Genomic DNA, 17,372 nt, shown 5'->3' with positions numbered 1-17,372 from the left:
ACGGATAAGGCCCGTCGTCGTTGACGGGCCTCCAGCTCCTAGCAGGAGGCGTGCCAGGACGAAGGGACGGCCTCCGTGCGTGCGTCCCGGCGATCCTGTCGGGGATCCTGCGCGCGACCTAAGCGGATGCCAGTTCTGGAATTTTTCCAGTTTGTCTCAGGTCCCTCCGTAATGGTCGGGCGAGACGGGCCCGAGCGCGACGCACGGCCTCACGGACCTGTGATTCCACGTGCCGGAACCATATCGTCCTCCGACTCGGTGGAGAGCCTCGCTCCCGCACTGCACAATCCGCGTGCAGAATGCCGGTGGCACGGGCATGTGCCCGCCCAGTGCGAGCCGCATCAATCCGGCAGAGCGGCGTCGTACAGATCCGGGCGATAGAGGCCGTGGGCGCGCTCGCTCACCTCGGGCGTGGCGACGATCTGGCCGGCCTCCGTCATTCGGTCGAGGAGCCAATCGACCTGGGCGGGCCTCGGCCGCTCGGCCGTCTCGCCGAACAGGACGAAATCCGGCGCGTCCCGTCGCGTGCCGTCGGGATCCACCACCACCGTGCCGGCCAGGGCGCGGCGGGCGAGGGCGGGCGCGATGGCGAGGTGGTCCGGTCGCGCGAGCAGGCGTGCGAGTTCCTCGTAGTTCTCGTGCCGCGCGCACCAGCGGCCGGCCCGACGCACCGCCCGCACCAGGGCTCCGCAGGTCGGCGCCGCGTAGGCGGGCAGGGCCAGCACCTTCTCGGGGCAGTCCGGTGCGAGCGCACAGCCGAAGGCCGCGATCCGGCCGTAGCCCTCCTCCACCGCGAGGCTGTTCCAGGGACTTCCCGCGCAGAAGCCGTCGATGTGGCCGTCCCGCAGGGCTTCGGCGATGCGCGGTGGCGGGATCACCACCATCCGCACCGTCCCATCGAGGTCGAGGCCGCCGCGCGCGGCGAACAGGCGGAGCTGATAGGTGTGGCTCGAGAACGGATGCACGGTGCCGAGGGTCAACGGAGCCCCCTCCCGCGCGCGCGCGCGGGCCACCCCGGCGAAGGCCGTGGCCACCGTGTCGAGGCCCTCGTCCCCCGGTCCGTCGCGCATCATGGCGGCCCAGAGCGGCCGCGACACCGTGATGGCGTTGCCGTTGAGGTTGAGGGCGAGGGGCACGGCGAGGCGCGTCTCAGGTCCGCTGATCCCGAGGCTGCTGGCCAGGGCCAGGGGCGCCAGCATGTGGGCGCCGTCGAGGTGGCCGAGGGCCAGCCTGTCGCGCAGGGTCGCCCACGAGGGCTCGCGGACGAGATCCACCGCCAGCCCCTCGGCCGCGGTGAACCCGCGCTCCACGGCGACGATGAGCGCCGCCGCATCGACGAGGGGAACGTATCCCAGAGCGAGTCTCATCTGACCACGGCTCTCATCCGAGCAGATCCGCCGCCGTGACGATGGCGCGGGCGATGTCGGCGATCTTGCGCTTCTCGTTCATGGCTTTCCGCCGCATCAGCCGGTAGGCCTCCTCCTCGGGGAGGCCCTTGGCCGTCATCAGGATGCCCTTGGCCCGCTCGATGAGCTTGCGGTCGGCGAGTTCGCCCCGCGCCTCCAGCAGTTCGCGCTGCAGCCGCGCGAAGGCGTTGAACCGCAGGATCGCGACATCGAGGATCGAGCGGATGCGCTGCGGGTGCAGGCCGTCGACCACGTAGGCCGAGATGCCCGCATCCACCGCCGCCTGCATCATCGGCACGTCCGAGCGGTCGACGAACATCGCCACCGGCCGCTCGACGTGGCGCGACAGGCCGGACATCTGCTCGAGGATGTCGCGGCTCGGGCTCTCGACATGGATCACCACCACGTCGGGGTTCAGGGCGGCGACGCGGGCGGGAAGATCGGCGGTGTCGGGCAGGATCACCACGCGGGCGATGCCGGCCGCCGCCAGACCCTCTTCGAGGATCGCCGCGCGCGCCGGGCTCGGGTCGATCACGGCCACGGTGAGGGACGGCTCGGTCATCGGTGTCCGAAAGCGGGGCTGGGTGTCCGAAGCGAAGGGCGCGGGGTCCGACATTGGGGGAAGGCCGCCCTTCCGCTGATCGCACGGCCTCACGATTCTCGGCAAGGCGAGGTTTTGGGCACGGGCGGTTCGTCGTGTCGGCAACGGCCTCGGCCCGAAGCAGCGGGGAGCGGGACGCATCGCGCCCGGCGTGGTTTACCTTTGCGAAAGGAAATAGCCCAGCTTCCGCCGTAAACGGCGCCGCTAATGGGGTTTCGAAGACGATGGATTGCGAGGACGCCGGCATGACGGAGCGAAGCCAGTGCGGGTGTGCCAATGACGGCCTCGCCATGGATGCGACCTCCGGCGTCACCCCGCCCCTGCTCCCCACCCTCGTCATGGCCCTCGTGCTCGGCGCGGCCTCGCTGTTCTGCCGCGAACCGGAGGTGCCCGCCCCGGCCCCCACGACCCTCGCGGCGCGGATCGCTTCGGCGCCCGCGACCCTGGTGTCCGAGGCCGTTCCCGCGACGCCCTTCGTGCCCGCCGCCCTCACCTTTCCGCGCCAGTTCCCCCTGATGGTGGCGGCGCACGTCGCCGCTCCGGCACAAGGCACCGTCGCGGCGCCCGCCGTCGCGCAGCACCGGCCCTCCGGGCCCCGTGTCGCCGCCCTGCGTCGGCCCGCCCCCGCCAAGGCCATTGCCGCCCCCGCTGCGGCGCAGCACGCCGATCCGGTCGGGACCGTGGCGCAGGCGGAGGTGCCCGTCGAGGAGGGCGGCCTCCTGCCCGATCTCGCCCTGCCCTTCGCCCCGGCGATCCGGGCCGTGGGCCGGGCTCGCGATTTCGTCGGCGTTCAGGGCGCTGCGGCGCGCACGCAGGCCTCTGCGCTGGGCGGCGCGGTGGTGGACTTCGTCGGGACCCTGCGCTGAACGCAGTCCGGTTTCACCCCGGTTTCGCCGCCCGGCTTCGGGCAATCGCCGAATGGACCCTGGACCCTGCCCCCTCGGGGGACTAGGTGGACGCCATCGATGGTGCGGCGCCACGCGGCGGGGCCCATCGAGAGGTGGCCGCGACGAGGGCGTGAATGGCGGGACGGATCGAGGATTACGCGCTCGTCGGTGACGGCCGCACCGCTGCCCTGATCGGGCGCGACGGCAGCGTCGACTGGCTGTGCTGGCCCCGGTTCGATTCCGCCGCCTGCTTCGCCGCCCTCCTGGGCACCGAGGATCACGGCTTCTGGAAGCTCGGCCCCGCCGACCCGGCGGCGAAGACCTCGCGGCAGTACCGGACCGGCAGCCTCGTCCTCGAGACCGAACACGAGACCGAGGCCGGATGCGTCCGGGTGACCGACTACATGCCGGCCAACGACGGCTCGCACCTCGTGCGCATCGTCGAGGGACTGCGCGGCGACGTCGCCATGCGGATGCATCTCGCCGTACGGTTCGATTACGGCTTGGCCGTGCCGTGGGTGTCGCACAACGAGCTCGGGGACCTGCGCGCCATCTCGGGGCCGCACAAGGTGGTCCTGCGCACCCTCGTGCCGCTCCACGGCGAGGGCCAGACCACGGCGGCCGATTTCACCGTGGCGGCGGGCGAGAGCGTCGCCTTCACCCTGAGCTACGGCCCCTCCCACGAGGACGACCCCCCGCCGGTGCAGCCGCGCAAGGTGCTGTTCGAGACCGATCGCCACTGGCGCGACTGGTCGAACCGCTGCGCCCGCGGCACGCCGTGGGACGCCATCCTGCAGCGCTCGCTGCTGACCCTGAAGGCGCTGATCTACCATCCCACCGGCGGCATCGTCGCCGCGCCCACCACCTCCCTGCCGGAGGACCTCGGCGGCGTGCGCAACTGGGATTACCGGTTCTGCTGGCTCCGCGATTCCACCTTCACCCTCATCGCGATGATGGATGGCGGCTACCTCGACGAGGCCCGCGCCTGGCGCGACTGGCTCGTGCGGGCGGTGGCCGGCAACCCCGAGCAGGCCCACATCCTCTACGGCATCGCCGGCGAGCGCATGCTGCCGGAGATCGAACTCGACTGGTTGCCCGGCTACGAGAACTCGAAGCCCGTGCGCATCGGCAACGCGGCCGTCGAGCAGTTCCAACTCGATGTCTACGGCGAGATCTTCGACGCCCTCTATCAGGCGCGCCAGCGCGGCCTGCTCGGCGATGCCGATGGCTGGCGCGTCGGCCTGGCGCTCCTGCGCCACCTCGAGAAGGTCTGGAGCACGCCGGACGAGGGCATCTGGGAGGTGCGCGGCGGGCGCCGGCACTTCGTCCATTCCAAGGTGATGGCCTGGGTCGCCTTCGACCGGGCGATCCGCTCCCAGGAAGAGGGCGAAACCCGCCCAGGGGCGCCGGTGGAGCGCTGGCGCGAGATCCGCGACCAGATCCACGCCGAGGTCTGCGAGAAGGGCTTCGACACGGAGCTGAACAGCTTCGTGCAGTCCTACGGTTCGAAGCGCCTCGACGCGAGCCTGCTGCTCATCGCCCATATGGGGTTCCTGCCCCAGCACGATCCGCGCGTCGTCGGCACCGTCGAGGCCATCGGCCGGACCCTCATGCGCGACGGCTTCGTCCTGCGCTACGACACCGAGGACCAGACCACGGACGGCCTGCCGGGCGACGAGGGCGCCTTCCTGCCGTGCAGCTTCTGGTACGCCGACAACCTCATCGGGCTCGGCCGCTGCGAGGAGGCCAGGGCCCTGATCGAGAAACTCATCGGCGTCTGCAACGACGTCGGCCTCGTCTCGGAAGAGTACGACGTGAAGGCCAAGCGCCTCGTCGGCAACTTCCCACAGGCGTTCAGCCACGTCACATTGGTGAACACCATCCTGAACTACAGCCGCGCCAACGGGCCGGCCCGGGAACGCAGCGCGGGCGCGGAGGATGGAACCGGGTCCGAGGGGGCATGCTTCCAGGGGGACGAGGCCGGCGAGGCCAAGGTCGACCAAACCAAGGTCGACGAAATCAAAGCGGTCGAGATGTCGGCCTGACGGCCGGCACTATGGGAATCGAGGTGGGCGGGTCCGGCGTCGCGTCGGCGACCCCCCACGGGACGAGGGCCGGATCCGCGGCGCGGGCGGCCCAGGCGACACGAAGGAAGACGTGAGATCATGAGCGGAGCCGACACCAAGCCGAGCGAGGCCCTGAGCCCCATCGACAAGCTCAGCATCGATACCCTGCGCACCCTCGCCATCGATGCCGTGCAGAAGGCGAATTCCGGCCATGCCGGCGCCCCGATGGCGCTCGCGCCCGTGGCCTACACCCTGTGGAACCGGTACCTGCGCTACGATCCGGCGCATCCGCACTGGCCCAACCGCGACCGCTTCGTCCTCTCGGCGGGCCACGCCTCGATGCTGCTCTACGGCCTGCTGCATCTCGCCGGCGTCGCCCAGACCGACGGCGGCAACGAGCCGGCGGTGTCCCTCGACGACATCAAGAACTTCCGCCAGCTCGACAGCAAGACGCCGGGCCACCCGGAATACCACTTCACCACCGGCGTCGAGACCACCACCGGGCCGCTCGGCCAAGGGGTCGCCAACTCCGTCGGCATGGCCATGGGCGGGCGCTTCCTCGGCGAGACCCTGAACCGGCCCGACCTGCCGCTGTTCGACTTCAACGTCTACGCGATCTGCTCGGACGGCGACCTGATGGAAGGTGTGGCCTCCGAGGCCGCCTCCATCGCCGGGCACCTGCGCCTGTCGAACCTGTGCTGGATCTACGACAACAACACCATCACGATCGAAGGGCATACGGAACTGGCCTTCTCCGAGGAGGTCGCGACACGCTTCCTCGGCTACGGCTGGCAGGTGCTGCGGGTGGCCGACGCCAACGACGTCCACGCGATCTCGGGGGCCCTGGAGACCTTCCTCCAATCCAGTGACCGGCCGACGCTCATCGTCGTCAACTCGATCATCGGCTTCGGCGCCCCGAAGAAGCAGAACACCTCCAAGGCCCATTCCGACGCGCTGGGCGAGGAGGAGGCCCGGGGAGCCAAGCGCGCCTATGGCTGGCCCGAGGACGCGCAGTTCCTCGTGCCCGAGGGGGTGCGCGAAAACTTCCAGGCCGGCATCGGCGAGCGGGGCGCGGCGCTCTTCGCCGACTGGGAGCGGTTCATGGGGGAGGCCAAGGCGGCCGAGCCGGCGCTGGCCGAGGAGATCGACGCCCTGCACGCCGGCCGCCTGCCCGCGGGCTGGGACCGCGACATCCCGGTCTTCCCGGCCGACGCCAAGGGCATGGCGACGCGCGAATCGTCGGGCAAGGTCCTCAACGCCATCGCGAAGAACGTGCCCCACCTGCTCGGCGGTTCGGCCGATCTCGCCCCGTCGAACAAGACCAAGCTCGAATTCGAGGGCGCCGGCACCCTGACGCCGTTCGAGCCGGGCGGCCGCAACATCCATTTCGGCGTGCGCGAGCATGCGATGGGGTCCATCGTCAACGGCCTTGGCCTCGTCGGCCTGCGCGCCTACGGCGCCACCTTCCTGGTCTTCGCCGACTACATGCGCCCGCCCATCCGCCTCGCGGCCCTGATGGAGCTGCCGGTCTTCCACGTCTTCACCCACGATTCCATCGGGGTCGGCGAGGACGGGCCGACCCACCAGCCGGTGGAGCAGCTCCTCACCCTGCGGGCGATCCCCGGCCTCGTCACCCTGCGCCCGGCCGACGCCAACGAGGTCGCGGAAGCCTACCGGGTGATCATGGGCTTGAAGGACCAGCCGGCGGTGCTGGCCCTCTCCCGCCAGCCCCTGCCGACCCTCGACCGCTCGCAGTATGCGAGCGCCGCCGGAACCGCCAAGGGCGCCTACGTGCTCGCCGACTGTGAAGGCACGCCCGACGTGATCCTCATCGGCACCGGTTCCGAGGTGCAACTCTGCGTCGGCGCCTACGAGGCCCTCAAGGCCGAGGGCGTGAAGGCCCGCGTGGTCTCGATGCCGTCCTGGGACCTGTTCGAGTGCCAGGACGAGGCCTACCGCAACTCCGTCCTCATCCCGGACGTGCTGGCGCGGGTCGCCGTCGAGCAGGGGTCGGTCATCGGTTGGGACCGCTACGCCGGTTCCGCCGGCACGATCATCGGCATGCACACCTTCGGCTCCTCGGCGCCGATCAAGGACCTCCAGACCAAGTTCGGCTTCACCCCCGAGAAGGTGCTTCAGGCCGCACGCGACCAGATCGCGCGGCACAAGAAGTAGGGTTCGGGGGTTTCTCGAAGGTGGGATGCGCTCCCCTCGTCGGAGGGGGGCGCATCCCGACATGATGGCTGAACGGCGCTCCCCCGCGTGAGCGCCACGCACCGCGACGGACGACGAGGAGTTTCCATGAATCCGCTCAAGGCTCTCTTCCCCGAACAGGGCCAGGCCGTGTGGCTCGACTTCGTCGCCCGCGGGTTCGTCCTCGACGGCAAGCTCAAGGCCCTGGTGGACGAGGACGGCCTGCGCGGCGTGACCTCGAACCCGTCGATCTTCGAGAAGGCCATCGGCGGCTCGCAGGAATACGATGCCGCCCTCAAATCGGTGATGGACCAGGGGGACGCCCGGGTCATCGACCTCTACGAGGGCTGCGCCATCGCCGACATCCAGGCGGCGGCCGACGTGCTTCGGCCGGTCTACGAGGCGAGCGACGGGGCCGACGGCTACGTCAGCCTCGAGGTCTCGCCCTACCTCGCCCTCGACACCGACGAGACCCTGGCCGAGGCCCGGCGGCTCCACAAGACGGTGGCGCGCGACAACCTGATGGTGAAGGTGCCGGCGACCCGTGAGGGCATCCCGGCGATCCGGGCGCTGACCGCCGACGGCATCAGCATCAACGTCACCCTGCTGTTCTCGGTGGAGACCTACGAGGCCGTGGCCCGCGCCTTCATCGACGGCCTGGAGGAATTCGGCGCCAAGGGCGGCGACGTCTCGAAGGTTGCGAGCGTCGCGAGCTTCTTCATCAGCCGCATCGATGTGGCCGTCGACAAGGCCCTCGACGACAGGATCGCCGCCACGGAAGGCGCGGATGAGAAGGCCGCGTTGGAGGCTCTCAAGGGCAAGGTCGCCATCGCCAACGCCAAGCTCGCCTACCAGCGCTACAAGGCGGTCTTCGCCGAGCCGAAATGGCAGGGCCTCGCCGCCAGGGGCGCGAAGGCGCCGCGCCTGCTATGGGCGTCGACGGGCGTGAAGAACAAGGCCTATTCCGACGTGCTCTACGTCGAGGAGCTCATCGGCCCCGACACCGTCAACACCATGCCGCCGGCCACCATGGACGCCTTTCGCGATCACGGCACCGTGAAGGCCGCCATCGAGGCCGACGTTCCTGGGGCCAAGGCCGTGATGGACGGTTTGGCCCGTGCCGGCATCGACATCGAGACGGTCGGCGACCAGCTCGTGGACGAGGGCGTGCAGCTCTTCATCGACGCCGCCGACAAGCTCCTCGGCGCGGTCGCGGGCAAGCGCATCGACTTCCTCGGGCCCAAGCTCGACGGCCAGACCCTGGTGCTCCCCGAGCCCATCGCGGCGGAAGCCAAGAAGGCCGTGGAAGCCTGGCGCGCGTCCGGCGCCATCCGCCGCCTGTGGGCCCACGACAAGACCGTGTGGTCGAATGCCGACGAGGACACCTGGCTCGGCTGGCTGCGCATCGTCGAGGACGAGCTCGCCCGCGTCTCCGACTACGCCGCCTTCGCCGACGACGTGCGCCAGACCGGCTTCACCGACGTGGTGGTGCTCGGCATGGGCGGGTCGAGCCTCGGCCCCGAGGTGCTGGCCGAGACCTACGGCACACGCGAGGGCTTCCCACGCTTACGCATCCTCGATTCCACCGACCCGGATCAGGTGCGCGAGACCGAGGCCGCGATCACCCTCGAGACGACGCTGTTCATCGTCGCCTCGAAGTCCGGCTCCACCCTGGAGCCCAACGTCTTCCGCGACTACTTCCTCGGCCGGATGAAGGCGGCGGTGGGCGAGCGCGCCGGAGCGCATTTCGTCGCCGTGACCGATCCCGGCTCGGCCATGGAGGCGGCGGCCAAGGCCGACAACTTCCGCAAGATCTTCTACGGCGTGAAGCAGATCGGCGGACGCTACTCCGTGCTCTCGGCCTTCGGCCTCGTGCCGGCGGCGGCTTCCGGCATCGACGTGAAGGCGTTCCTCGACACCGCCCGCACCATGGTCCGCTCCTGCGGACCGGCCGTGCCGCCGGCGCAGAACCCCGGCGTCCTCCTCGGAACGGCGCTCGGGGCCGCCGCGCTCGCAGCCGGGCGCGACAAGGTCACGTTCATCGCCTCCCCGGGGATCGACACCTTCGGCGCCTGGGCCGAGCAGCTCATCGCCGAATCCACCGGCAAGGACGGCAAGGGCCTGATCCCCATCGACGGCGAGCCCGTCGACGTGCCGGCCGTCTACGGCCTCGACCGGATCTTCGTGTACCTGCGCCTCGACAGCCGGGCCGACGCCCGTCAGGACGAGGCCGTGCGCAACCTCGAGCGCGAGGGCCATCCCGTCGTCCACATCACCCTGGCGAACGAGGAGCAGCTGCCGCAGGAGTTCTTCCGCTTCGAGATCGCCACGGCGGTGGCCGGCGCGATGCTGGGCATCAATCCGTTCGACCAGCCCGACGTGGAAGCGAGCAAGATCGAGACGAAGAAGCTGTTCGACGCCGCCGAGGCGAGCGGGTCCCTGCCCGCAGAGACGCCGCTCTTCTCCGACGACACCCTCGCGCTCTACGCCGATGCGAAGAACGCCGAAGCCCTGCCCCAGGCCGGCGAAGGTCTCGACGCGGCGTTGAAGGCGCACCTCGCCCGCACCAAGGCCGGCGATTACGTCGCCCTGCTCGCCTACGTGGCGCGCAACCCGAAGCATCACGCGATCCTGCAGGATGCCCGCGTCGCGCTGCGCGACAAGACCCGGCTCGCCACCTGCCTCGAATTCGGCCCGCGCTTCCTCCACTCCACGGGGCAGGCCTACAAAGGCGGGCCCGACACCGGCGTCTTCCTCCAGATCACCGCGGACCCGTCGGAGGACCTGTCGATCCCGGGGCGCAAGCTCGGTTTCGGCACCGTGGTGGCGGCCCAGGCGCGGGGTGATTTTGCGGTGCTCGCCGAACGGGGCCGGCGGGCCCTGCGGGTCCACATCAGGGGCGGCGAGGTCGAGGCCGGCCTGAAGCGCATCGCCGCCGCGCTGAAGGCGGCTTTGGCGTAGGGCGGGCAGTTCGACGTTCCAGCGCTGCGTCATTCCGGGTCCGCCTCTGGCGCCCCGGAATGACGGCGCCGGTGATGAAGAGCCTTCTATTGGTTGTTTCGGCGTGGGGCCTCGGCGCCCCGCGTTCCTCACGCGACGGAGATCACCCATGCAACTCGGCATGATCGGCCTCGGCCGGATGGGCGGAAACATCGTCCGCCGGCTGCTGCGCGACGGGCACACGGCCGTGGTGTTCGACCAGAGTCCGGAGGCCGTGGCGGCCCTCGTCGCCGAAGGCGCTACCGGCGCGGCGAGCCTGGAAGAGTTCGTCGGCAAGCTCGATGGGCCGCGCACCGCCTGGGTGATGCTGCCGGCCGGCGCCGTCACGGAGGGCACGGTCGCCACCCTCGCCGGCCTCATGGCCGCCGACGACGTGATCATCGACGGCGGCAATTCGTTCTACAAGGACGACATCCGCCGCGCCGCCGAACTGAAGCCGAAGGGCATCCATTACGTCGATGTCGGCACCTCCGGCGGCGTCTGGGGCCTGGAGCGCGGCTATTGCATGATGATCGGCGGCGACGCCGCGGCCGTCGCGCGCCTCGACCCGATCTTCAAGACCTTGGCGCCGGGCCCCGGCACCATCCCGAAGACCCCCGGCCGCGAGGGGCGCGATGCCCGCGCCGAGGACGGCTACATCCATGCGGGCCCGAGCGGCGCCGGCCACTTCGTCAAGATGATCCACAACGGCATCGAGTACGGCCTGATGCAGGCCTATGCCGAGGGCTTCGACATCCTCAAGCATGCGAACTCGACGGACCTCCCCGAGGGCCAGCGCTTCGACCTCAACATCGGCGACATCGCCGAGGTGTGGCGCCGCGGCAGCGTCGTCTCGTCCTGGCTCCTCGACCTCACGGCCGGGGCACTCGCGGGTGACGAGAGCCTGTCGAACTTCTCGGGCTTCGTCGCTGATTCCGGTGAAGGTCGCTGGACCCTCAATGCGGCCATCGAGGAATCCGTGCCCGCCAACGTCCTCTCGGCGGCCCTCTACGCCCGCTTCCGCTCCCGCGAGGATGCGAGCTACGCCGACAAGCTGCTGTCCGCCATGCGCAAGGGGTTCGGCGGACACCAGGAGCCGAAATAGGGGCCGCACCGCATCCCCTTCGATCGACGCGCCGAGACCTTCCGAAACGAGGAGCCGCGATGATCCCCCTGCCCGACGATGCAGACCTTCTCGCCGATGCGGACGCCGTGGCACGGGCGGCGGCGGACCGGTTCGTCGCCCTCTGCGAAGCATCGCCCGAGGGGGCCATCGCCGTCTGCCTCTCGGGCGGTTCGACGCCGAAGCGCCTCTACGCCCTGTTGGCTCGCCCCGAGTATGCGGACGCCCTCCCCTGGGCGCGCCTGCACTGGTTCTTCGGGGACGACCGGCACGTGCCGTGGGACGATCCGGAGAGCAATGTCCGCGCCGCCCAGGACGCATTCGGGGATGCGCCGATCCCGCCCGGGCACCTCCATCCCATCCCCACGGGGGGTGCCTTGGAGGCCGACGCCGCCGCCTATGAATCGGTACTGAAGGCGTTCTACGGAGCCGAGACCCTCGATCCCGACCGCCCCCTGTTCGACCTCGTTCTCCTCGGCCTCGGCGAGGATGGGCACACCGCTTCGCTGTTCCCGGGCAAACCGGCCGTCGAGGAAAGCGGCGCCTGGGTCGCTCCGGTGCCGGAGGCGGGCCTCGCCCCGTTCGTTCCCCGGATTACCCTGACCTTCCCGGCCCTCGCATCCGCGCGGCATGTTCTGGTGTTGGTCACGGGGGCGTCCAAGCGACGACCGCTCGAGCGCCTCGCCGATGGTGAAGACCTGCCGGCGGCCCGCATCGCCGGACCGGTGACGTGGCTCCTCGATCGCGCCGCCGCCGACGCCTGACGATCAGTTCGAGGTCGCGACGATCCACGGCGAGATGATGCGCATGGACGCCGTCTCGGCCTGGACCGGGGCGACGGCGGTCGGCGGAACCTTGCGTGCCTGGGCCGTCATTCGCCGGGCTTCCGCGGCCGGGATCGCTCCGGCGGGCATCACCATGGCGGAGAGCAACGTCCGGGTATGCCTGTCGATGAAGGCGGACCGCCCGATGCTCTCGAAATCGCGCGCCGCGTGGCGCTTGTCCGGATCGCCGGTGAACACCTTCACGCCGTCCTTCAGAACGACGATGTCGCCGGGTCGCAAGGTCGGATCCTTCATGAACGCGGCGGCGGCACCCGCGCTCATGTCCAGGGGCACCTGGCGGTCGCCGACGTGGAGCTTGAGCGGTTCTGCCTTCGGCAGGGCGGCGTAGCGCGTCATCGGGCGTGGCCGCCTGTTCAGGGCCCGGGCGGCACGGCGGACATCCGTCTGACGCGCGCCCAGGGTGTCCGGTGCGGGCACGGGTTGCACCGCCGCGGGCGGGCTCGGCTGGAACAGTCGTTGGAACAGGCCGCCCAATCCGTCATCGGCCGCGAAGGCGGGCCTCGGCAGGGCGAGGCACAGGCTGGCGAGGAGGGTGGCGGCAGCGGCGCCACGCACGAAAGGCCGGGCTCGGGTCATGGGAATTCGGCTCTCGTTGTCAATCCCCGCTGCACGCTGGGATGAGCCGTTAACGGATCCTCAATCTGAACAGTTCCCACCGATTCGTGGGGTTTGTCGCGAATGCTTAGGATCGTCTGAGGCCGATCGCGCGAATTCCTCCGGCGGGTCGGGAGTGCCGATGGCCGGACTCCGGATATAGCTCTTCCCGCCACCGATAGACCCTCGATGCATCCGTCGTGGGGCGGGAGCGCGAGGCGGCATGCAAGGCCACACCGACGACTTTTTATTGGAACATGGGAAACGATCGGCATCTGACGACTTGAACGTCCCTGTGACTCATCTCTCCCGGCGAATGGATCGCCGCGATGGGAGAGATCGCCCCGGGAGCAAGCGGTCCGTGAACGAAACCAATTCCCTTCTCTATTGCGGTGCCGCCGCCTTCGATCCCGTGACCTACGGCGTCGCCCAGGGCCTGTCCGAGATGTTTCCGCTCGTGGAGCACCCGGCGGGACTCGCCGGCGACGAAGCCACGCCGCAGGACGCAGAGGGATCGGACGCCGCATCCTGATCCGCTCGGACGCCCGCCGCCGCGCTCGGGTGATCGGCACAGCAAAGCCACCGTATCGGGAATGATCAGGTTCATTCGGCGGGGGACGGTTTTTCGTATCCAGGTCGGATTAGGCCCGATCGCTACGGTGAGCCGGCGAACGACGTCCGGTCAAGCGCATGCATCGTGGCGATCAAGACTGACCCAATCGCTGTGCAAGCGGAACGATTGGGCGATCCCGTTGATTGATTGGGTCCTCAGCTCAAGGAGAATACCGTGAACCGGACCCTGCAAACCCTCGCTATCCTGACGGTCCTCGGCGCCGGCCCGGCCTTGGCCCAGACCACCGTGACCGGAACTCCCGCCCCCGACGCCAAGTCCAGCGCCACGTCCGGCGGCCAGGAGGCCGTGACCCGGCCGAACACCGACAAGCCCGATGCCACCAAGCCCGGAACGGCCCACGCCGCCACGGGTGCGAAGCTCGAAGAGGGCGCGAACAGCTTCACCGAGGCCCAGACGCATCACCGCCTCACGGAAGCCGGGTACAAGGACGTCAAAGGTCTGACCAAGGACGAGAAGGGCATCTGGCGCGCCAACGCGATGCTCGACGGCAAGCCCGTCAAGGTCGGCGTCGATTTCAAGGGCAACGTCGCCGCGCAGTAAGCGCGACCTCGACCAATCCTTCACGATCCGAACAGGAGTCCACCATGGCACACCAGACCATCACGGCCCTCTACGACAATTACGATGATGCGAGCGCCGCCGTCGCCAAGCTCGAAGCGCAGGGCATTCCCCACAGCGACATCAGCATCGTCGGCAGCAACGAGGGCGATCGCCACAGCGGACGCGTCGGTACGCACGCGACCACGACCGGCCACACCGACACGACGGAGAGCGCGGCCACCGGCGCCGGTACCGGCGCGACCGTCGGTACGGTCCTGGGCGGTGCCGCCGGCCTCCTCACCGGTCTCGGTCTGCTCGCCATACCGGGCGTCGGCCCCGTCGTCGCGGCCGGCTGGCTCGTCGCCACCCTCACGGGTGCCGGCATCGGCGCGGCAGCGGGCGGTCTGGCCGGTGGTCTCACCGGTGCGGGCCTGAGCGAGACGGATGCGCACACCTATTCCGAGGGCGTGCGCCGCGGCGGCACCCTCGTGACGGTGCGCGCGGACGAGACCCGCTCGGCGACCGTCATGGACGTTCTCGAGGAGCATGGCTCCATCGACATCGACGAGCGCGCTCAGGGCTGGCGCGCCGAGGGTTGGACGGCACCGCAGGCCGCTTCCGCCGCGCATCCGAGCGCACTTCCGAGCGCTGCCGATGGACGGACCCGCGTTCGGGCATACCCGTCGAACCCCGTCTAAGGTTCGCGCCGCTTCGGTGAAAGACAACGCCCCGCGATCCGTCGCGGGGCGTTTTTCGTGACCGAAACCCCGGTCGCGCCACGCACGCGAAAGAACCGCACCGCGCTTCGCGCGATCCGGCTGCTGACAGAGCTGCAAAGAGAAAGATGGGTCCCGGAGCCGAAGCCCCGGGTTCTGTTTCGACGGTTACCCTACCGCAAGATGCTTACGCCGCGAGGCGGGCATCCATGACAACGTTATCGTTGGCATTTAGAGTTTTGGTCAGATGCCTGGAATAGGGGTTACCTACGCCAAACCGGTCGAAACCTTACCGACAGTCGCATCGTATCCCACCGAAGTGAGACTGAACTCGCGATCCCTTTACCGCCCAGTCGATCCTATTTCGCCCCCATCAGAAGCCCAACGCTACCCGGATGTCCCGCGATGAGCTTTTGGTGGAGGCGCCGGAGTACTGCCCTCCGGGTCCTGAAACGTTATTATGAACCGGTCATCAACCGCACTCGGAATATAGGTGATGCCTCGCCCCGGGTCCAGTCCGGGCTGCACCGAAACGATACCCACGGTCCGCTCCCGCCCTATGCCGTCTCATCTTGGCCGGCGTACCAGTCCGCGTAAGGCGTGTTGCGCGCGAGGCGGCGGTTGAGATCCGGCGCCCCATCCGTCCACCAAACCGGCCCACGCTCGCCGAGACCTCGCTTGGCGCGATCGACGGCCGCTCGGGCGTCCGCGACGGCGGCCGCGTCGTCGCCCTTTCGGCCGGCCTTCACCGCACGCCGGGCATCCATGAGACCGTGCACGAGACGATCGCGGACATCTGCGGGCAGATCCGGCCGGGCCCGCCGCCAGAGCCGCCCCCGCACGACGATGTAGCGACCGTCCGGCGTCTCCAGGACCCGACGGTCAGGCGCGGGCGTGACGCTGTTCATCGATAAGCGCCTCGACGGCCGCGATGGTATTCTCCAGATCGGCGATCCGGCGCAACATGCTGTCCGGTGGCAACATGGCGACTTTCGCAGCGTCCAGGATGAGATCGCGCTGAGCATTCTTCAGGCGGTCGAGAAGAGCTTCCAAGTCTGACATGGGCTCGCCTTACGGCATCGCTCGGCAAAGTGGAATCCGATTCTGGCGAAAGCCGACCCGGCCGACGACTGCCTGCGGACTTGTCCGCAACGTCGTTCGCCGATCGGGTTCATCCGAAGGCGTTTCGCCGGAAGCGTCGAAGCCAGTCTCGGATAGCGCTCGGAATTCGCATCGGTCGGAAACAGGGATCAGAGGTCGCAAGGCTCGGGGGACCGTTCGATGAGGACCGCAATCGCATCGAGCAGCGCCGTGTCCTCGCCGGCCATCGCGTCCATGGCTCTCATACGGCGCAGAACCGTACCGGCGATGGCTTCCTCCACCGTGGCTTCCGCGAACGCGTAGTAGATCGTCGCCTGCTCCCCGTCGCGATGGCAGCGGCCCTCGATCTGTGCGACCTGGATCGCGCTGTGGCGCATGTCGTGGATGACGAGGGCACGCACCGCCTCGCCCCCCGCCATCTCGTTGCGGTGGAGCGAGATCGATTCCGTGACGGTGAAGACCATGACGTCGCGTGCGCCGGACTGGAATGCCACCCGTTCGCTCTCGTTCGTCCCGGCGTCCCGCGTTCCGTCGATGCTGCCCACACGCCAGCCGCGTCGGGCTAGAATTTCGGTGAGGGCGGCGCCCGTTTCCAGAAAGGCGACGGAGATCGCCACAGCCTGGCCGGCTTGGAGCAGGGTCTCGACGAAATCCGCCGTGCCGTCGACGCGCAGAAGGCTCGCCTTCTGCCGAAAGCGCAGATCGGCCGCCCACCCGGCCGGGCGGCGGCCGCTCCCGCCGAGCAGGCCCCAAGCCCGGCGAAACTCCCGCCAGTTGGCATCGTAGAGCCGGCGCGCCGCGGGATCGAGGGCGGTGGCGGCGAGCTCACGTTGCACCTCGGGCCAACCGGCGATGTCGCCCGGACGCCGGCGCAGGCCGATGGCCTTCGATCCCCCATAGAGAAGATCCGCCATCACGGCGCAGTCGCGCGCATTGGCGGTCCAGCTCCAATTGGCCCACCGGCCCTTCGCCCCACCGATGCCGAGGCTTCGCAGGAGGATGCGGAAGTCGGCCAGGGTCTCGCAGGGCGTGCCGGCGGCAGCCCCGAGGAGCCGGCCGAGATAGGACAGTTCGTGCGGCGCCTGACCCGCGGTGGCACTGAGATAAACCGTGAAGGTGGCAGCTTCCGCGATCTGGCGGCAGACCAGGCTCTGTTGGGCCGTCGGATTGCGCAGGCGGTGGCTCTCGTCGAAGGCGACGAGGGGCCAGGTCCGTTTCAGGATCCCGCGCTTGGCGAGTTCGTTGTTCTTCGCCCGCGTCGACCGTTTCGTGCTCGCGGCCGGGGGGGCCATGAGCGATTTGGTGCGCTCGTAATTGATGAGCGTCACGGCCTTCGGCGCCAGGCCCGCCTGCGCGATGGTCCGCCGCCATTGCGGCATGGCGCCCTTCGGGCAGACGATGAGGATCTCGGATTCAGGCATGCGCGCCAGGGCGCTCCACACCGACAGGGTCTTTCCCAGCCCCGTCATGTCTCCGAGCAGGAAACCGGGTTTCCTGTCGGCTCGCGCCTCTAGGATGGTCCGAGCCGCCTCCTCCTGATGCGGACGAGGAACGAGGAGGTCTGGCGACTCGGCGATGGGACAGGCTCCTTCGCGCAGCGAAAAGCCCCCGACCGTGAGGTTGGGGGCTTTTGGTTTGTTGTTGTGATGTTGGTTGCGGGGACAGGATTTGAACCTGTGACCTTCAG

Annotated in this window: 15 protein-coding genes and 1 other RNA gene; 9 read left to right on the top strand and 7 right to left on the bottom strand. The window is 69.4% G+C overall.

Annotation, left to right across the window (positions count from 1 at the left end; translation table 11 throughout):
• Positions 1–341: 341 nt before the first annotated feature.
• Together ASF25_RS11365 and ASF25_RS11360 are read right to left on the bottom strand one after the other, a co-directional pair.
• On the bottom strand, positions 342–1,367 hold the full coding sequence (locus ASF25_RS11365; RefSeq protein WP_056304729.1) for a CmpA/NrtA family ABC transporter substrate-binding protein: 1,026 nt from the start codon (positions 1,365–1,367) through the stop codon (positions 342–344).
• Between the two features lie 13 nt (positions 1,368–1,380).
• Positions 1,381–1,968 (bottom strand): ANTAR domain-containing protein, encoded by a 588-nt coding sequence (locus ASF25_RS11360; protein ID WP_056168611.1) that lies wholly within the window; start codon positions 1,966–1,968, stop codon positions 1,381–1,383.
• Between the two features lie 284 nt (positions 1,969–2,252).
• On the opposite strand from ASF25_RS11360, the gene ASF25_RS11355 reads away from it, so the two are divergent.
• The 6 genes from ASF25_RS11355 (at position 2,253) to pgl (ending at position 12,019) form a co-directional block, all read left to right on the top strand.
• The gene (locus ASF25_RS11355) at positions 2,253–2,873 is read left to right on the top strand and encodes a hypothetical protein (protein WP_156368949.1); all 621 of its coding nucleotides are present in this window, start codon (positions 2,253–2,255) and stop codon (positions 2,871–2,873) included.
• Positions 2,874–3,028: 155 nt separating this feature from the next.
• Positions 3,029–4,939 carry a glycoside hydrolase family 15 protein gene (locus ASF25_RS11350; protein ID WP_082483677.1) on the top strand — a complete coding sequence of 637 codons (1,911 nt, stop codon included), beginning with the start codon at positions 3,029–3,031 and terminating at the stop codon, positions 4,937–4,939.
• A 120-nt stretch (positions 4,940–5,059) separates the two neighbouring features.
• Positions 5,060–7,135 (top strand): transketolase, encoded by a 2,076-nt coding sequence (gene tkt, locus ASF25_RS11345; RefSeq protein ID WP_056304725.1) that lies wholly within the window; start codon positions 5,060–5,062, stop codon positions 7,133–7,135.
• Positions 7,136–7,261: 126 nt separating this feature from the next.
• Positions 7,262–10,114 carry a bifunctional transaldolase/phosoglucose isomerase gene (locus ASF25_RS11340; protein WP_056304722.1) on the top strand — a complete coding sequence of 951 codons (2,853 nt, stop codon included), beginning with the start codon at positions 7,262–7,264 and terminating at the stop codon, positions 10,112–10,114.
• Between the two features lie 148 nt (positions 10,115–10,262).
• Positions 10,263–11,237, top strand: a complete 975-nt coding sequence (gnd, locus tag ASF25_RS11335; protein ID WP_056304721.1) for a phosphogluconate dehydrogenase (NAD(+)-dependent, decarboxylating) — start codon at positions 10,263–10,265, stop codon at positions 11,235–11,237.
• A gap of 59 nt (positions 11,238–11,296) precedes the next feature.
• On the top strand, positions 11,297–12,019 hold the full coding sequence (gene pgl / locus ASF25_RS11330; protein WP_056304718.1) for a 6-phosphogluconolactonase: 723 nt from the start codon (positions 11,297–11,299) through the stop codon (positions 12,017–12,019).
• A 3-nt stretch (positions 12,020–12,022) separates the two neighbouring features.
• Here pgl and ASF25_RS11325 read toward each other — a convergent pair whose 3' ends face one another.
• The gene (locus ASF25_RS11325) at positions 12,023–12,676 is read right to left on the bottom strand and encodes a hypothetical protein (protein ID WP_082478979.1); all 654 of its coding nucleotides are present in this window, start codon (positions 12,674–12,676) and stop codon (positions 12,023–12,025) included.
• A gap of 379 nt (positions 12,677–13,055) precedes the next feature.
• Between ASF25_RS11325 and ASF25_RS22685 the strand changes: the two genes are divergently transcribed.
• The 3 genes from ASF25_RS22685 to ASF25_RS11315 all read left to right on the top strand — a co-directional run bounded on the left by ASF25_RS22685 (position 13,056) and on the right by ASF25_RS11315 (position 14,566).
• Entirely contained in the window at positions 13,056–13,226 is a 171-nt protein-coding gene (locus ASF25_RS22685; RefSeq protein ID WP_156368948.1) for a hypothetical protein, read from the top strand.
• Between the two features lie 255 nt (positions 13,227–13,481).
• Positions 13,482–13,868: a hypothetical protein gene (locus tag ASF25_RS11320; RefSeq protein WP_056168604.1), complete on the top strand. Its 387-nt coding sequence runs from the start codon at positions 13,482–13,484 to the stop codon at positions 13,866–13,868.
• Between the two features lie 44 nt (positions 13,869–13,912).
• Positions 13,913–14,566, top strand: coding sequence for a general stress protein (locus ASF25_RS11315; RefSeq protein WP_056168426.1), 654 nt, complete (start codon positions 13,913–13,915; stop codon positions 14,564–14,566).
• A gap of 163 nt (positions 14,567–14,729) precedes the next feature.
• Here ASF25_RS11315 and ssrA read toward each other — a convergent pair.
• From ssrA to ASF25_RS11300, 4 genes are all read right to left on the bottom strand, one after another.
• Positions 14,730–15,103, bottom strand: a transfer-messenger RNA (tmRNA) gene (gene ssrA, locus ASF25_RS21905).
• 38 nt (positions 15,104–15,141) lie between these two features.
• The gene (locus ASF25_RS11310; protein WP_056264645.1) at positions 15,142–15,492 is read right to left on the bottom strand and encodes a hypothetical protein; all 351 of its coding nucleotides are present in this window, start codon (positions 15,490–15,492) and stop codon (positions 15,142–15,144) included.
• Complete coding sequence (locus ASF25_RS11305) at positions 15,467–15,646, bottom strand: hypothetical protein (protein ID WP_056168420.1); 180 nt, start codon at positions 15,644–15,646, stop codon at positions 15,467–15,469. The genes ASF25_RS11310 and ASF25_RS11305 overlap by 26 nt, the downstream gene beginning before the upstream one ends.
• A gap of 188 nt (positions 15,647–15,834) precedes the next feature.
• Positions 15,835–17,262 carry a DEAD/DEAH box helicase family protein gene (locus ASF25_RS11300; RefSeq protein WP_056304716.1) on the bottom strand — a complete coding sequence of 476 codons (1,428 nt, stop codon included), beginning with the start codon at positions 17,260–17,262 and terminating at the stop codon, positions 15,835–15,837.
• Between the last annotated feature and the right edge of the window lie 110 nt (positions 17,263–17,372).

It is taken from the genome of Methylobacterium sp. Leaf100, from assembly GCF_001422845.1.
GTDB lineage: Bacteria > Pseudomonadota > Alphaproteobacteria > Rhizobiales > Beijerinckiaceae > Methylobacterium.
Note: the sequence above shows the minus strand (reverse complement) of the source record. Positions and strands in the feature narration are given on the sequence as shown.

Excerpts from the sequence above, each read along its gene's own strand:
- ASF25_RS11365 (WP_056304729.1), bottom strand. The coding sequence starts at position 1,367 with ATGAGACTCGCTCTGGGATACGTTCCCCTCGTCGATGCGGCGGCGCTC.
- ASF25_RS11360 (WP_056168611.1), bottom strand. The coding sequence starts at position 1,968 with ATGACCGAGCCGTCCCTCACCGTGGCCGTGATCGACCCGAGCCCGGCG.
- ASF25_RS11355 (WP_156368949.1), top strand. The coding sequence starts at position 2,253 with ATGACGGAGCGAAGCCAGTGCGGGTGTGCCAATGACGGCCTCGCCATG.
- ASF25_RS11350 (WP_082483677.1), top strand. The coding sequence starts at position 3,029 with ATGGCGGGACGGATCGAGGATTACGCGCTCGTCGGTGACGGCCGCACC.
- tkt (WP_056304725.1), top strand. The coding sequence starts at position 5,060 with ATGAGCGGAGCCGACACCAAGCCGAGCGAGGCCCTGAGCCCCATCGAC.
- ASF25_RS11340 (WP_056304722.1), top strand. The coding sequence starts at position 7,262 with ATGAATCCGCTCAAGGCTCTCTTCCCCGAACAGGGCCAGGCCGTGTGG.
- gnd (WP_056304721.1), top strand. The coding sequence starts at position 10,263 with ATGCAACTCGGCATGATCGGCCTCGGCCGGATGGGCGGAAACATCGTC.
- pgl (WP_056304718.1), top strand. The coding sequence starts at position 11,297 with ATGATCCCCCTGCCCGACGATGCAGACCTTCTCGCCGATGCGGACGCC.
- ASF25_RS11325 (WP_082478979.1), bottom strand. The coding sequence starts at position 12,676 with ATGACCCGAGCCCGGCCTTTCGTGCGTGGCGCCGCTGCCGCCACCCTC.
- ASF25_RS11315 (WP_056168426.1), top strand. The coding sequence starts at position 13,913 with ATGGCACACCAGACCATCACGGCCCTCTACGACAATTACGATGATGCG.
- ASF25_RS11310 (WP_056264645.1), bottom strand. The coding sequence starts at position 15,492 with ATGAACAGCGTCACGCCCGCGCCTGACCGTCGGGTCCTGGAGACGCCG.
- ASF25_RS11305 (WP_056168420.1), bottom strand. The coding sequence starts at position 15,646 with ATGTCAGACTTGGAAGCTCTTCTCGACCGCCTGAAGAATGCTCAGCGC.